Genomic DNA, 13,971 nt, shown 5'->3' with positions numbered 1-13,971 from the left:
GATGGCCAAAACAGCGGCCCAACTCGCGCAAGAAAACACGGCGCTGCGGGCGCAATTAACGCCCGCAAACAAAACCTATTATGAGTCACTGATGGTGTACATCCGCTCCCAGGCGGTGGGAAAAGATGAGCTGGCAGTGGAACAAGAACTGCTGGCAATTCTGACGGATATCCTGGCGGCCCAGCAGGACGGCCGCACCGCTGAAGCGTATTTCGGTAAGAATCCCCAAGAGACAGCCGATGACATTTTGGCGGCCCTACCCAATAAGTGGCGCGACTTGCTGAATCTGGTACTCTATGCCGGCGGCGCCTGTATTTTGTTGATGGCCTTGCCGATGATGATAGATCCGGCGAAGCCGGTGGATGTGGGGGCCGCGTTGTTTATAGCGGCTTACTGCTTGATCATCATCGTGCTGCTCAGCCGCCTGTTTGGGCAAAGCAGATACGGCCGCCCGCTTAGTGATCGAACAGCTAATTGGCTGCTTATCGGCTTTTTGCTCCCAGGTATCCTTTTTGGTCTCTTAATGAAAACCGCGTGGCGCTTCTATTTTCCAGGCGTCGGCGGGATCATTTTGATTTTCGCCTTCCTGCTGATCGTGGGTATTGTTTTCTGGCGCAAGGAAAAGAAGAACTGGAAGGACTCGTTAATATTTTTGGTTCCGATGAACGCCATTATTGGGATCATTCAGCGAATACCAGCCGGCAATCGATATTTTAATCGCACACCAAATGGCCGCTATGTGATCCTAGCGGTCTTTGGCGTGCTGTTTATTGTGTATTACATCCTGGTCTGGTGGTTTTCCCGCCGGCACCGCTCCCGTTAGCGCAGGACGTTGCTCAGCGTGTAGGTGATCGTGGCGGTGTACTTTTGAGCAGAAATTCCGCTGACAGCAGGCACGTTCAGGTCGACATTAAAGGTTTTGGTATCGAGCAGCGCGGCCGTGTTGACGAACGTCCACACCGCACTTTGACCAGCCGAACCATCCGCCGGAATCGTCCAGGTATTGGGCGCCGCGCTGTTTTGGCTGACATAATGCAGCGCCAGTGAGCTGACGGGGAGCGTGTCCGCTTTTCCGGTGAAGGGACTGGCAGAAATCCCCACTGTTGATTGCGTGCTGGCGCTGGTCCGGCCTACGGTGATGGTAAACGGCGTATAAGTGCCGGGATCTGGACCGGTGCTGTCGTCGTGCCCGTTATTGGGGTACTGGCCGGCCCGTAATTGACGCTTGCCGAAATTCAAGGTATCGACCTGCAAATAATCGATCCCGCTCAGGCCGATTTTCGTCCAGAGTGAATATTGGGTCCCGCCAGTCGTATACGTGCGCTTCAGGTACAGCTGGTTGTTACGCAACTGGCTGGCCTTCAGATAGTTGGTATAATTCAGCACGTAGCCGCTTTGGTCGGCCTTCAGCGTGAGTACGTTAGTCAGTGGGGTACTGGTATCGGTGGTGTTGGTCGGGTCGCGGTCGTACACCGTGACCGCGACGTTTTGATAATCACTCACCGCACTGGCCGGGTTGGTCCCCAGCGGTACGGTGGTCAGCGTGCGCCGCACGTCCGGGACGTTAACTTGGATCTGGTCGGGGGTGTCCGCCCTGGCTAATGACCAGGTGGTGGTCCCCGGCATGACCATATCCTGCTGGTTGATGGCCGTGCCCGCCGTGGTCACCGCCTGGATGTTATTTTGCAAAGCGGCCTGGTCCATCTTGGGCTTGGTCGGGGCCGCGTAAGATGCCAGAGTCAATTGACGCAGCGCGGCCTTATTTTGCTGGAAGAAAAGCACCAGGTCATGGGCTGTGGTGCCCGTGATCGCCGTGGTCACATCCGCGTCCGCCAAGCCGTTGGCCACCAGATTCAGAGTTTGCAATTTGGGCAGGCTGGGCATGGCGGCCGTACCTGAGCCGGTGAACGCGGTCGCGGTATAGCCGGACAGATCCACTGTCTGCAAGCTTTGGATCGGGGCTGATTGGCCCAGGACAGGCGTTTGCAGCTGGTTGAGCAGCGTGCGGAAGGTCTGTCCGGTGGTGGTATGGGTCCCTGTGTTTTGCAACAGGCTGGGCCCATAGATGGCCAGCCCTTGCAGGTTACTGGCATATTCCAGCCCGATAACGCCGTTAGTCATATTCCATGCCCCAGCACCCAATACCCCTGTACCGGCAGTATTGAGCTGGTTTGTCAGCCCAGTCAGCTTCGGCATCAGCGATTTTGTCAACTGGGTGGTGGCATCATCGGTGGTGATGACCCCAGTGACCCCGGCGGTATTCAGATAAGTCTGCGGCGTATCGAAGAAATGCGTATTGATCGTTACAGAACCCTTGTTAAAAGCGCTGGCCACAGTTTGGCGCAAGCCGGCATCCGGCATCCAGGTCGATAGCGGCTCATAAACATAGTAGACTTCGGTCCACTGCTGACCTGTGGTGTTGGTATACACGGTGATGACTGGAATATAATCCGCGGCCCGTAATTTCTGAATACCGGCGGCGGTCAGATTGATTTGATTGCCTGATGCCGGCAAGCTCACATCGCCGGTGCCGAGCCAAGTGGCCGCGCCTGCTCCGTACACGGCGCGCTGGGTATAAGACGCGCTGGGCACGGGAATGAAGCTTTCGTTCGTGCGTACCGGAATCGGGATCATTGCACTGCGCGCCGGAATCACCGCAGCGGCTACGGTCAGGGTGTCCAGCGATTTCTGAATACTGCTGTAGTAGCTCGTGGGTACAGCCGGAGTCTCGTTGGTCTGATGGACGTATCGGTCGGTCGCCTGCACGGCGGCGGTCAGCGTACCGGCGGTCTGTTTGGTGACCAGGACCGGCAGAGTGATCGTGATGGCGCTGCTGTTGGCGGCGTCGGTCAAGAGGTCGATGCCGTTGTTGCGCACGATATCGTTACTGGCGGCCGTCTTGCTGGGAATCGTGACGGTCGCCGTTGATCCGCTCACCGTTGTGTCAGTGGTCACGGTGAGGGGCGACGGCACAGTGGACAGCTGTGTGTTGAAAGTGACCTGCGCGGTGGGGGCATTGCCGGCCAAGGTCAGCCCATCCGGCAGCGTCACCGCCAGGTTCGTACCGACCCACCGGGAGGCGCCGCCGGCCGGATTGGTCAGGGTGACCTGATAATTCAAAAGATCGCCAAAATGCACCGCCTGGCCGGCCGGAATAGCGGTACCGTTCAATGTGTACCGGCCGGTCAGTGACGGCAGCGGGTTGGTCATTTTGTAATAGAGGGTAATGACTTTATAGGATTGGCCATACTGCCCGGTATACGTCATCGTCGTACCGCCGGTATCAGTGAGCGTCCCCGCCACTCCGCCGCTGACATTCGGGGTGAGCAGCGTCGCCCCTTTGCTTTCCGTGCCGTCGTATGCCAAATAACTGCCGTAGTCGAAGCTGTAGGTCTGGCCGGCCTTGGTGAGCTGTTTGGGCAAGTTTGGTTTGGTGAGCGCCGGATTGACCAGGTTGGGATCGGTATAAGATGTATCAGGATCCTGGAGGTCAGTCCCGTTTTCGTCCACGTAGCGCACCGTTGCTGTGTTCGGCTGGGGCGTATATGAACCGTTGAAGTTGCGGACCTTCTGGTTCCAGGGCGCGGCTCCCGTGGAGGCAGAAATATTCAACGAATAGTACTTGCCGGCGGGAAGGTTCTTGATCGTGAATTGCTGAGTCCATTGATTGGTCCCTGAGGCGGCTTCGGCGGCGGCCAGGCCAGCCGCGTCGGTGGCGTAAGTATACTGCGACCAGGATTTCGGCAGCAGCGCCACGATCAGGGTACCCACGCCGCTGGCATTAACGTAGTAATGAACTTGAATAGCATGCCACTGGTTATCATAGAATTGTGCGGCACTCAATGCGCGGGCCCCGTCGATCCGGCCGCTGCCAAGGGTCGGCAGCGAGTGAGAGTTACTGTACGTGCTGTATATATGGGTAAAGCCAGACAAATTGGTTTCGATAAAAGCGCCATAGGGCGGAGTCGCCCCAGCGACTGTAGCAGGATCGGCATCGGGATCAGAAAATACCATTCCTGGCAGTTTGGCAGTATTCATTTGCCAATCAGAAAGATCATTCGGGTAGCGGGCCTTGTTCACGGTCATATAATTATATATTCCGTAAATCAATGGACCATTTCCGGGAAAGGTATTGAAATCTTTATGAGTCGTTTCTGGGTTGCGTTGGACGTAATCTTGAGTCTTATTCAATGGGTCCGCACCGGGCAAATTTGCTGGTGGTGTGACACCGACCCACCGATTAGTGGACATATCCCAGATGTCGGCATGACCAGTACCGGGATTTCGGTTGGTATACGCATCAAATTTAATACCTTCCGCATAGGGCAGGCCGGAAATTCCCACATTACCGCCAAACAGTCCGACCGCTCCCGGCTGGCCGGGATACAGCACAAAACTCATCCCGTCCGATTTTTTATCGTTGCTGTTCCAGTCCCCGAAGTTCACGTCATACCGCATCCAAAAGTTCTTCGAAAAATCCAGCCGGGTGTTCAGCGTTGCGGCCCCCGCCTGGGATTGACTGTCTGTGTTGGTCAGCGTGACATCACCCCACGTGCCATCTGCGCTGCGATCAATGTGGGCCGTTCCTCTGGTGGAGAAAAATGTCTGGGTATTGCTCGGTGTCACCGTGACCGGCTGGGTGGTGTCGGCAATAACCGATCCGCTAGTCCCCAAGAGCAGCAGCCAAGCCAGCACTAATAAACTCAGTATCTGAAAACGATAGTGCGTGCGCATGAAAATCCCCCCGTGAAGATTGATAAAAAAACACGAATATTGTCATCCTAAACCGTTCTGAAGGCGATGGAACCCCTTTAAGAAAACGATAGCATAGAAATGAAAAAAAGGCCAAAATAACAACATAAAATATTGCGGGCGCTAGTTGACACCGTGTCACTTTTGCTGTATTCTAGTTTTCATTAAGTGACACGGCGTCACTTTTTGAGAGGAGAATGCGCATGCCCACGGCCACGTTTAACAACTTGAAACCGGAAAAAAAGCAGCTCGTTACCCAAGCGCTGCTGCGGGAATTCTCGGCGCATCCCTTTGCCGACGCCCAGGTAGCGCGGATCGTCAAGGATGCTGGGATTGCCCGAGGCGCTTTTTACAAATACTTTGCGGACCTGGCCGACGCGTACGTCTACCTTTACGGGGTGGCAATGCGGGACATTCACCAGCATATCGATTTTCAGCAAGCCTCGGGTTACACTGCGGCCGGGTATCTGGCCTATACGGAGCAGTTCCTTGCTTCACTGGCCGATAACCCGTATCGCGATTTGATTCGCCGGCACTTTACTGAAAACGAAGGCGCGCTGCCGATCCCGACGGCGCTGAACACGCCGGAGAAATTAGCGGCCCTGCCCGCTGATGAATGGGCGGCCACGATCCTCAGCCACGAGGTGATTCGCCAGATCATGCTGTATCCGGAATTAAAAACCAAATTACTCACTAAATTCACGCATACGCTCCATCAATTGGAAGGAAGTCATCGTTAATGTACTTAGCCTGGAAAGAAATCAAGCACGAAAAGCTCCGCTACGGTCTGATTATCGGGATGATCCTGCTGATCAGCTACTTAGTTTATATTCTCAGCGGGCTGGCCTTTGGGCTGGCTCAGCAAAACACCGAGGCCATTGATTCCTGGGGCGCACAGAGTGTGATCCTGGATAAAGACGCCAACACCAGTCTGCAACAGTCCATGCTGACGAAGAGCCAAACGGATAAAATGACGCTGACGAAGAAAGAAAGCTATGTCGGCCAAAGTGCCATCGTTGCCAAAGAAGCCAAGCATGCCAAAGTATCCGCCCAATTCATCGGGTTGGACTGGGATCAGTTCATTGGTCAGAAGCTGGTATTGACCAGCGGTCATAAACCAACTCAGGCCAACCAAATCGTCGTGGATGATGGGTTCAAGACCAGCAACTACCAGCTCGGTGACAAGATCCAGTTCAACTCAAATACGGAAACCTATACCATCGTGGGCTTCACCCACAATGCCAAGATCGACATCGCCCCGGTGGTTTATGGCGACTTGAGCACGTGGCAGACATTGAAGAAACTGCCGGATACCTTTGTGGCTAGTGGGATCATTTCGCAAAACGCCAAGTACCAGCCCGGCGTTGACCAGCTGAAGAATTATTCGGTGGCGGCATTCATTAATAAACTGCCCGGCTACAGTGCCCAGAACATGACCTTCACGTTCATGATCGCCTTTTTGATGATTATTTCCCTGGTCGTCATCGCCGTGTTCCTGTACATCCTGACGATTCAAAAGATTCCCAATTACGCGGTCTTGCGGGCTCAGGGCGTCCCCGCCAAAGTGCTCGTCAGCAATACCATCAACCAAGCGCTGCTGCTGGTCTTTGGCGGCTTAGCCTTGGGCGTCGGCTTGACGGCGTTGACCGCGGCCGCGCTCCCGGCGGGCGTACCGATTGCCTTCAACTGGCCGATCCTAGGCGGGGTGACCATCGGGATTCTGTTGACCGGCGTGATTGGCGCGCTGATCCCCGTGAAGTTGATTCTCAAAGTTGATCCCGTCAGCGTGATTGCCTAATGGAGGCTGAAACAATGGAAAATAAAAATACGATTGAAATGCACCATATCGACAAGACCTTTGGCCATGATACCAGCAAGATCCAGGTCCTGAAGGATATTGAGTTCACCGCCCAACGGGGAGAAATGAGCCTCGTGATCGGGCCGTCCGGCTCCGGTAAAAGTACCTTTCTCACTATTGCCGGCGGCTTGCAGACGCCGACGGCCGGGGACGTGCGGGTGGAGGATACACCGCTCACGGCGATCCCGGTGAAGCAGCGGGATGCGCTGCGATTGAACAAGATCGGCTTCATCCTGCAGGCATATAATCTGGTGCCTTTCCTCACCGTGCGGGAACAGTTCCGCTTCGTCGACCGGATCAAGGGCGCCACGCACATGACGGAAGACGAATTGATGACGCTGCTGGCCGATCTGGGCATTCAAGATTTGATCACCAAGTATCCCAACGAACTCTCCGGCGGCCAGACCCAGCGGGTGGCGATTGCCCGGGCGCTGTATCCGAATCCCGAGATCGTACTGGCCGATGAACCGACGGCCGCGCTGGATAGTGAACGGGTAACGGTGGTCGGTCAATTGCTTCATGATTTGGCCAAGAAGCACAATAAGTCGATCATTGTGGTCACCCATGATATGCGGTTGAAGCAATATGCAGACCATATTTATGAGATTTTGGATGGCAGTATGCGGCAAGCCAGTTAAGTGAATTTTTCGAGTGGACAGTCTGTCTTAACGACGGCTGTCTTTTTTTGTGAAAAAATCACGTGCCAATCCTTGATTTTCAGAAAAGTTAAGCGTAGCTTAAAAATATATTCAAGAAGGGGGAAATTATTTCAATGCGGCTACTCGTTAGCAAAATTAAACAGCATAGTATCGCCAGTATCATCACTTTTTGGTTGCTGATGTTTGTCTTTGACGAGTTCATCTCGAGTCCGCTCATCGGTCTGATCAAGGCGCCGGATATTGTCTTGGACGTCATTTTCAAAACGCTGGAATTGACGGCCGGAATTCTATTCAATCAGTGGCTTACCCGGCAGCCCATCCATTGGCGGGCGGCCATTGGTAAAAACAGCATCATCATGCTGGCCATCATGGCCGCCATCATGGTCGGGGCAACGGTGAGCAAGCTGAACAATTTAGCTGACGCGACGATCGTGGCAGTGATTGCCGCGGGGCCGGAAGAGTTCCTATTCCGCGGGGTGATTTTCGCCAGTCTATTGGCTAATTTAAAAATACAGGCACTGCCGCACCGCGTCTGGGCCGCCATTCTCTTGTCCAGCGCCATGTTCAGTTTGTACCACTTCGGCAATATCGTTGATCAAGGGCTGTACTTTACCCTGATGCAGATGATTGAAGCGTTCGGCATGGGCTGCCTGCTGAGTGCACTTTATGTACGTAAGGGCAGTCTGCTGTTCCCAATGGTTCTCCACGGTTTTATCGACTACACAATTACAGTCACTCAAGGGTACGCGACAGTGATCACCAGTGCTGGGAACCCCGCTGGGACGTTATTGGCGGCGATATTCCACATGGTGTTGTACATTGGCTTGGCCGTTTTGATCTGCAAACCGGACAGTGACAGCCAGTTGCGGGGGCAGGTCGTGGCCGTAGCTGGGCGAGATGTGTAGTGCAAAGTATCCCTAGCGGTGGCGTAGAATAGAATCCTGGGGGTGGAGAAATGGATCTCGCAGCGTTCAAAACACACTATTACTACAAAACGGATCTGATCGCGTTATGCCGCCAGTATCAATTGCCAACCAGCGGCACCAAGGCGGACTTGAATCAGCGCCTGGACGCTTTCTTTTCTGGCCGACCGGTGCGTCAACGGGCTGAGTCGGCAAACCGTGGTCAAAAATTGACTGCAGCCCAGTTGACTCTGGAAACACCAATTATTGGGTCAGGTTTTGCGTTCAACGCAGCTGCCCGTGAGTTTTTTGCCGCCTATTTTCACGTGAAACACTTTCGCTTTACCAAGTCCATGGCCGTGTATAAACGGCAAGTTGACGCAAAAAAAGATCAGACCGCAACGATCGGCGATCTGATCCGGGTCTATCAAGAAACTAAGGACAAACCGGCAGCACAACGGGCGTTCTTGGCGAATAACCCCGAAGAGCAGACCTATCAGTGGAACAACTTTGTCCGCGATTTCTTCGCCGATCCGCAGACGGCGGTGTTCCATGACCGGCTGAAAGTCGCCGCCATTCTTTGGCAGCAAGTGAAACGATCAACCGACGCCAAGGTGTATCGCCCTCAGCTGGTGACGCAATACGGGCCATTGATTGCCCAGTATCGCCGTCCTTAATGGGGCTGTTCCTCATTAAACCGGCGGCTGAGTTTGCTTTCGCTTTGGGCCAGTAATGCCTCCGGGTCAATGCCAAACTTGGCACCAATGACCAAGACTTGGTCTAACACATCAGTCAGTTCCTCTTTCAGGTTGGCGGTCTTTTCGGCCGGTGTCTGCGGCTTTTCTCCCGGATGATGGCGGCCAATTTCCAAGGCGCGGATCGCACGGGCGACTTCGCCGGTTTCTTCAGTTAGAAAATTCAAGTAGACAAAGGGTGAAAAGTGATACCAATCGTGGCGTTTGTAGAAATCGATGAGCCAAGCTTGGTGGTTTGCTAAATTCAATAGGACGGCCTCCATTCGCCGGCCTGACCTGAACGGGTCGGGCCGGTTTTGTTTAGTCCAGCATAGCAAACTCTGGCTATAAATCCACCCGTTGAAAATTCTGCATACTGACGCGCATGGTCACGAAGAAACTGGTGATAAAGGCCATGATCCCCGCCACCAGGAAGGGTGATTGCAGCAGCAGCGCCGTGGGTTGAACCGAATCCACCCAGCGCAGCCCCGGCAGATGCGGCAGTGTTTCCATCACGCCCAGCAGGATCAAGGCAGCCAGCGTACCCCAGAAGTAAGGCCAGCCGATTTTTATCCCAGTTTTAAAGAAACCCGTGAGAAACAGGTAGTCGAAAACGGCGAGGGCCAACAAGCCAAAGCCAAAATAGGCGACATTGGCGGTGATGCCCGCGGGATTGGTTTGGATGTAGAGCGTCCGCAACAGCGCCCAAGGAATCGTCAACAGCAGCATGACCGTTTGAAAAGTAAACGTGTAAAGCACTTTGCCCCGCACTACGCCGGCCTTGCCGGTTGGTAACAGGGCCGTATACAGAATGTCGTTGGTCTGCTTGGCGTAGACCAAGTCCAAACTGGGGGCCAGCATGGCAAAGAAGAAGACCACGCTGTACGGATACGCGGGGGCCAGCACCAAAGCGCCCAACCAGACGAAGAACCAAGTGGTGGGATGGGCCGCCAGCAGATATTCTTTACGCAGGAATTGCCGAGTCATCAATGGTCTTCCTTTCTATCGTGAGCATAATGTCATCAAAGGTCAGCGGGGCGTTAGCGCTCAGGCCGAATTGGCGGCGAAAATGGTCGATGAAGTCGGGTTTGGCGGCAGAGTAGAGCACGGCCCCCGCATGGATGTAAGTGATCGAATCCGCGATGGCTTCCAGGTCGGTGGTGATGTGGGTGGAAAAGAGAATGCTGTGCTGGCCGTCGGCGACGTAGTGGCGAAAGACCTGGCGAATCGCGTCCCGGGAGACGGGATCAATGCCGCTGGTGGGTTCGTCGAGAATGAGCAGCGGCGCGTGGTGACTCATGGTCACGGCCAGCTGGTATTTGATCAGCATACCGGTGGAGAGTTCCTTGACCTTTTTTTGGTCATCCAGATCGAAGAAATGCAGGTAATAGCGGTACTGTTCCTCGTCCCATTGGGAATAGAACTGGCGGGTCGTCCTGGTGATCGTTGCCAGCTTTTTCTCGGGGTAGTAAACCGTTTCGCCCAGCATCACGGCCGGGTTGGCCGGGGCAGCGATTTGCATCGTGCCCGCGTCGGGCTGCACTAACCCGGCGATGCTCTTTAATATGGTGGACTTTCCGGCCCCGTTGACGCCGATCATGCCCATGATCGTTCCTGGGGCGATGGTGAAAGAGACGTCTTGCAGTGTGAATTGCGAGTAGCGTTTGGTCAGATGACTGACCGTGAGCAAAGAATCATTGGTCATGGGGCACCCCCTTGCCCATATGGGCGTAGGCCGTCGCTTGATTGAGAAAAACGTCATTTTTGACCAGGGCCAACCCCGGCAGCGGGCCTTCTTCGTCGCCTAATACGACGAGGTTGGTCCCTTTGGTCAACTGAAAAAGGTCCCGGGCGCTTTTGGGGATCACGATTTGCCCCCGTTCGCCGACTTGGACGGTGCCGAAGAGGTGTTTTCCCTTCGGTGGGATGCCGAGCCCGCTTTTTTCGGTATCGTGATGGATGAGATCGTCCAACGAAATGTTGTAAAACTGGGCCAGCGCATCGGCGTGGGTGATATCCGGGACTGATTGCCCACTTTCCCATTTAGCAATGGCTTGACGGGTGACGCCGACCCCTTCGGCGGTTTGTTCCAACGTATAGCCAAAGTGAGCGCGCAGATTCCGCAGATTACCGGCTAGGGGTGAGTTATCTGACATGTTTGTTTCCTCCGTTTCTTCTGACTTTTCATACTCCAAGCATACCGAGTTGCCAGGGCGGAACAACCAAGCGAAGACAGCAAAATTTGTTAACACCGGTTACCTCCATCGGTAAAGTGTCGTATATATTTGACACGTGTGCGGGGTCTTGCTATACTCAGGGTGTCAAATATATGTGACATAAGGAGGCCAGTGATGAACCGCATTCGACAATTCCGGCAGGCCCAAGGCTGGTCCCAACTAGCCCTGGCGCAGCGGGTCGGCGTGACCCGGCAAACCGTGAATATGATTGAGAACAACAACTATAATCCCAGCTTGGATCTCTGCATTCGCTTAGCCCAGGCGCTGGGGACGGATCTGAATACCTTGTTTTGGTTTCCGGAAGGATTGGAGGGCGAGGAGTCATGATGGAGCGGTTAATACGATGGACGTTTGAGGTGAGCGGCCGGGATGAGTACCAGAAGGCCGAGCTGAATAAGATTCTCAGCGGGAGCGCTGTGCTGGTCTATTGGTTGTTGTATCTGGGTATGTTTGCCAGTTTGATTATTGACGGTTTTTGGACGCACTACGTTACGGCGGGGTCAATGATCTTAGTAATTATTGCGCTCGTATGGGGCATTATCATTAACGTTCAAATTCGGAAACATGGTCTCTATCAAATAGAGGCGGCCAATGAAGAAGATTTGCAGAAAATTTATCGGCGCATTAATTTTCAAGCTGTGCGGGATACGATTATCGCTGGTATCAGTGGGTACGCTGGCTGGTCATTAGTAAGTTTTGCAATGTCAGCGCAATACTGGCCAACGATTCGTGAGACAGTGGTTTTTATGGTGGTATTTGTTGGTGTTTACGCGGTGACAACTTGGCGTTATCGCCGCCGCCAAGTCATCAAAGCCTGGGAGGACAACTAACCTTTTTCAGCTCATCGACCACTGCCGGTGAGCTTTTCAATTTGTCCCCCGCTACTGATTGCGTTAAGGTACAACTAACGATTCAGTAAGACGGCCCGGTGTCTGCGCCGGGTACGGTATAATAAACACCATACGGAGAGGAGCTGCTGCATCATGGCCTCATATCAAGTCCCTATTGAAAATAAGCTGCCCATGCCCCATCAAGAACCGCCGCGCAAGCGGATCAAATCACCGAAGGATATTGCTGAACGACTCCTTTTCCTGGTCATTGCTATCGTCTTGATCTACGTCCCGCAGGTGCCGATGTCGGTGGTATTGGTCCTGAAAAAGCGGGGCACCCCAGCGAGTATGCCCTTGTACATCGCGATGTTCGCGCTGATGATTGCCTTGTATATTGGGGCGGTCTGGCTGATGCGCTTCCTCATTCACCGCTACACCGACCAGCCGCTGGTCCGCCGGTGGGAAAAACGGGACGCCTTATATGTGGTGCTCGGCTATTTGGCGATGTTCGGGGCAAAACTGATCCTGCTGCCGTTTTACACCAGTATTTCCGGCGAACAGCTGACGAAGAATGACGCGGTGATTCGGGGAATGCTGAAAGACGGCAACCAGATCATTTTCATGATCGTCTTCATGACGGTCATCGCCGCGCCGATTTTGGAAGAAATGGTCTTTCGCGGGTATGTCATGACGGCCTTTTATACGCGGAATCCAATCTGGCCGATTTTGATTTCCGGCGTGCTGTTTGGGCTGGTCCATCAGAATAACAACATTGCGGGCACGCTGATCTATGTCGCACTTGGCGCTATTTTGGCCTATGTCTATCGCCGCACCGGGAATATCACCGTCAACATCGGGCTGCATTTTTTGAACAACGCCCCGATGATCTTTATGGCGCTGCAATTTATTAAGTAGAAATGGAAGCAGGTGACGGGCGGTGACTGAGGATAGTTTGATTTATCGGTTTGGCGAGTCGGTGAAGCGAATTTTCTTCTTCTCCGTCTTTTTCCTCATCATGGGCTGGTACCAGGCGCCGGCGCAGCTGCCGGAGCTGGGTATTACCAACCCCTGGATGCGTGATCATGATTTGGGGCTGGCCTTGGCCGAACTGGCTATCACCGCGGTTATCGTCACCTACTTCTTGAACCGGTATGTCAGTCAGCTGCGGCAGTGGAATCCCAAGGGCTTTGGCCGCCAGCCGCTCAGCTGGCGGCGGTTGGCGGTCTCTGGCGGGGGCTTTTTGGCGTTGGCCGGATTAGTCTATTTGGCGACGCGGCCGCCGTTGAATGGATACGCTGCGGTTATTCGGGGGCAGGTACACAACATTCCCATTACCACCTGGGTGGGTCAGCTCGTGGCGGCGCCGTTGATTGAGGAATTGCTCTACCGCGGGATTTTCATGAACTATTTCTGGAATCGGGATAACCCGGCGTTTCGCGTCTTGACGATACTTTCCAGTGCGGTGATCTTTGGCCTGCTCCATGAGTTCTCCTGGTCCCTGGCCCTGCTGTTCTGGTGCGAAGTGGGCTTCATCCAAGCTGGTATTTACGAATATACCCGGGATCTGCGCTATGCTTGGGTTGTACACATCGCCATTAATTTCTGGGTGGTGTGGTTGCTGCTGTGAGCGCATAAAAATACCGTCGGCTAATAGCAGGGGCGGTGCCCCGTCAAGTGGACAGCTCAAATATTAAAAGGTCGTTCTCGTGTTGTTCCCCAATTAGGGGCGAATTAGTTACTGATTTTGGCAGTCCGCAGGGGCTGCCATTTTTGATCCAAGAACTTTCCTAATCAAATGGTCCTTCTGGAATAGTTGGATACCGATTTAGTGCCATCTCATACGTTCCCATAGAGATGCGCTTGGCCTTGGCTATCACATTTTCTGTGTAGATTTGGAACCTTGTGCGGGTCGGCGTTACAACAAATACAAGGTCGACAATCGAATCGCTTTCTTCGTCGTAAAGAAGTGAATGATCGTAGACCTGGAAAACATCACCCG

Annotated in this window: 16 protein-coding genes; 10 read left to right on the top strand and 6 right to left on the bottom strand. The window is 53.9% G+C overall.

Features of this window, described 5'->3' with window-relative positions:
* Position 1: 1 nt before the first annotated feature.
* The gene (locus tag H627_RS19290; RefSeq protein ID WP_051225332.1) at positions 2-823 is read left to right on the top strand and encodes a DUF1129 domain-containing protein; all 822 of its coding nucleotides are present in this window, start codon (positions 2-4) and stop codon (positions 821-823) included.
* On the opposite strand, the gene H627_RS0109625 is transcribed toward H627_RS19290, so the two are convergent.
* Positions 820-4,734: a lectin-like domain-containing protein gene (locus H627_RS0109625; RefSeq protein ID WP_027828790.1), complete on the bottom strand. Its 3,915-nt coding sequence runs from the start codon at positions 4,732-4,734 to the stop codon at positions 820-822. The two genes, H627_RS19290 and H627_RS0109625, sit on opposite strands and share 4 nt — an antisense overlap.
* Before the next feature lie 221 nt (positions 4,735-4,955).
* On the opposite strand from H627_RS0109625, the gene H627_RS0109620 reads away from it, so the two are divergent.
* The 5 genes from H627_RS0109620 (at position 4,956) to H627_RS0109600 (ending at position 8,848) form a co-directional block, all read left to right on the top strand.
* A complete protein-coding gene (locus H627_RS0109620) occupies positions 4,956-5,492 on the top strand; it encodes a TetR/AcrR family transcriptional regulator (protein ID WP_027828789.1) in 537 nt (178 codons plus the stop codon).
* Positions 5,492-6,550, top strand: coding sequence for an ABC transporter permease (locus H627_RS0109615; protein ID WP_027828788.1), 1,059 nt, complete (start codon positions 5,492-5,494; stop codon positions 6,548-6,550). Before H627_RS0109620 ends, H627_RS0109615 begins: the two co-directional genes overlap by 1 nt.
* A 14-nt stretch (positions 6,551-6,564) precedes the next feature.
* On the top strand, positions 6,565-7,248 hold the full coding sequence (locus H627_RS0109610; protein ID WP_027828787.1) for an ABC transporter ATP-binding protein: 684 nt from the start codon (positions 6,565-6,567) through the stop codon (positions 7,246-7,248).
* A 134-nt stretch (positions 7,249-7,382) separates the two neighbouring features.
* Positions 7,383-8,174, top strand: a complete 792-nt coding sequence (locus H627_RS0109605; RefSeq protein WP_027828786.1) for a CPBP family intramembrane glutamic endopeptidase — start codon at positions 7,383-7,385, stop codon at positions 8,172-8,174.
* A 50-nt stretch (positions 8,175-8,224) separates the two neighbouring features.
* A complete protein-coding gene (locus tag H627_RS0109600) occupies positions 8,225-8,848 on the top strand; it encodes an SAP domain-containing protein (protein WP_027828785.1) in 624 nt (207 codons plus the stop codon).
* Here H627_RS0109600 and H627_RS0109595 read toward each other — a convergent pair.
* The 4 genes from H627_RS0109595 to H627_RS17790 form a co-directional block, all read right to left on the bottom strand.
* Positions 8,845-9,174 carry a MazG nucleotide pyrophosphohydrolase domain-containing protein gene (locus H627_RS0109595; RefSeq protein WP_027828784.1) on the bottom strand — a complete coding sequence of 110 codons (330 nt, stop codon included), beginning with the start codon at positions 9,172-9,174 and terminating at the stop codon, positions 8,845-8,847. The genes H627_RS0109600 and H627_RS0109595 overlap by 4 nt on opposite strands.
* A 76-nt stretch (positions 9,175-9,250) precedes the next feature.
* A complete protein-coding gene (locus H627_RS0109590; protein WP_027828783.1) occupies positions 9,251-9,892 on the bottom strand; it encodes an ABC-2 transporter permease in 642 nt (213 codons plus the stop codon).
* Positions 9,870-10,610, bottom strand: coding sequence for an ABC transporter ATP-binding protein (locus H627_RS0109585; protein WP_027828782.1), 741 nt, complete (start codon positions 10,608-10,610; stop codon positions 9,870-9,872). The genes H627_RS0109590 and H627_RS0109585 overlap by 23 nt, the downstream gene beginning before the upstream one ends.
* Positions 10,600-11,061 carry a helix-turn-helix domain-containing protein gene (locus H627_RS17790; protein WP_035440556.1) on the bottom strand — a complete coding sequence of 154 codons (462 nt, stop codon included), beginning with the start codon at positions 11,059-11,061 and terminating at the stop codon, positions 10,600-10,602. The genes H627_RS0109585 and H627_RS17790 overlap by 11 nt, the downstream gene beginning before the upstream one ends.
* Before the next feature lie 195 nt (positions 11,062-11,256).
* On the opposite strand from H627_RS17790, the gene H627_RS0109575 reads away from it, so the two are divergent.
* The 4 genes from H627_RS0109575 (at position 11,257) to H627_RS0109560 (ending at position 13,599) form a co-directional block, all read left to right on the top strand.
* Entirely contained in the window at positions 11,257-11,469 is a 213-nt protein-coding gene (locus H627_RS0109575) for a helix-turn-helix transcriptional regulator (protein WP_027828781.1), read from the top strand.
* Positions 11,466-11,972: a DUF3278 domain-containing protein gene (locus H627_RS0109570; protein ID WP_027828780.1), complete on the top strand. Its 507-nt coding sequence runs from the start codon at positions 11,466-11,468 to the stop codon at positions 11,970-11,972. The genes H627_RS0109575 and H627_RS0109570 overlap by 4 nt, the downstream gene beginning before the upstream one ends.
* Before the next feature lie 153 nt (positions 11,973-12,125).
* Positions 12,126-12,887, top strand: a complete 762-nt coding sequence (locus tag H627_RS19285) for a CPBP family intramembrane glutamic endopeptidase (protein ID WP_051225331.1) — start codon at positions 12,126-12,128, stop codon at positions 12,885-12,887.
* A 22-nt stretch (positions 12,888-12,909) separates the two neighbouring features.
* Complete coding sequence (locus H627_RS0109560; protein ID WP_027828779.1) at positions 12,910-13,599, top strand: CPBP family intramembrane glutamic endopeptidase; 690 nt, start codon at positions 12,910-12,912, stop codon at positions 13,597-13,599.
* Between the two features lie 160 nt (positions 13,600-13,759).
* Here the strand turns inward: H627_RS0109560 and H627_RS20505 are convergent.
* Positions 13,760-13,971: hypothetical protein (locus H627_RS20505; protein WP_027828402.1), on the bottom strand; the 212-nt coding region annotated here is incomplete at its 5' end.

The sequence above is a fragment of the Schleiferilactobacillus harbinensis DSM 16991 genome (genome assembly GCF_000425885.1).
In the GTDB taxonomy this organism is placed as follows: Bacteria; Bacillota; Bacilli; order Lactobacillales; family Lactobacillaceae; genus Schleiferilactobacillus; species Schleiferilactobacillus harbinensis.
Note: the sequence above shows the minus strand (reverse complement) of the source record. Positions and strands in the feature narration are given on the sequence as shown.

Bases quoted from the DNA above. Each gene is read 5' to 3' on its own strand.
- H627_RS17790 (WP_035440556.1), bottom strand. From the start codon at position 11,061: ATGTCAGATAACTCACCCCTAGCCGGTAATCTGCGGAATCTGCGCGCT.
- H627_RS0109625 (WP_027828790.1), bottom strand. From the start codon at position 4,734: ATGCGCACGCACTATCGTTTTCAGATACTGAGTTTATTAGTGCTGGCT.
- H627_RS0109610 (WP_027828787.1), top strand. From the start codon at position 6,565: ATGGAAAATAAAAATACGATTGAAATGCACCATATCGACAAGACCTTT.
- H627_RS0109620 (WP_027828789.1), top strand. From the start codon at position 4,956: ATGCCCACGGCCACGTTTAACAACTTGAAACCGGAAAAAAAGCAGCTC.
- H627_RS0109570 (WP_027828780.1), top strand. From the start codon at position 11,466: ATGATGGAGCGGTTAATACGATGGACGTTTGAGGTGAGCGGCCGGGAT.
- H627_RS0109575 (WP_027828781.1), top strand. From the start codon at position 11,257: ATGAACCGCATTCGACAATTCCGGCAGGCCCAAGGCTGGTCCCAACTA.
- H627_RS0109615 (WP_027828788.1), top strand. From the start codon at position 5,492: ATGTACTTAGCCTGGAAAGAAATCAAGCACGAAAAGCTCCGCTACGGT.
- H627_RS19290 (WP_051225332.1), top strand. From the start codon at position 2: ATGGCCAAAACAGCGGCCCAACTCGCGCAAGAAAACACGGCGCTGCGG.
- H627_RS0109590 (WP_027828783.1), bottom strand. From the start codon at position 9,892: ATGACTCGGCAATTCCTGCGTAAAGAATATCTGCTGGCGGCCCATCCC.
- H627_RS0109600 (WP_027828785.1), top strand. From the start codon at position 8,225: ATGGATCTCGCAGCGTTCAAAACACACTATTACTACAAAACGGATCTG.
- H627_RS0109585 (WP_027828782.1), bottom strand. From the start codon at position 10,610: ATGACCAATGATTCTTTGCTCACGGTCAGTCATCTGACCAAACGCTAC.
- H627_RS0109605 (WP_027828786.1), top strand. From the start codon at position 7,383: ATGCGGCTACTCGTTAGCAAAATTAAACAGCATAGTATCGCCAGTATC.
- H627_RS19285 (WP_051225331.1), top strand. From the start codon at position 12,126: ATGGCCTCATATCAAGTCCCTATTGAAAATAAGCTGCCCATGCCCCAT.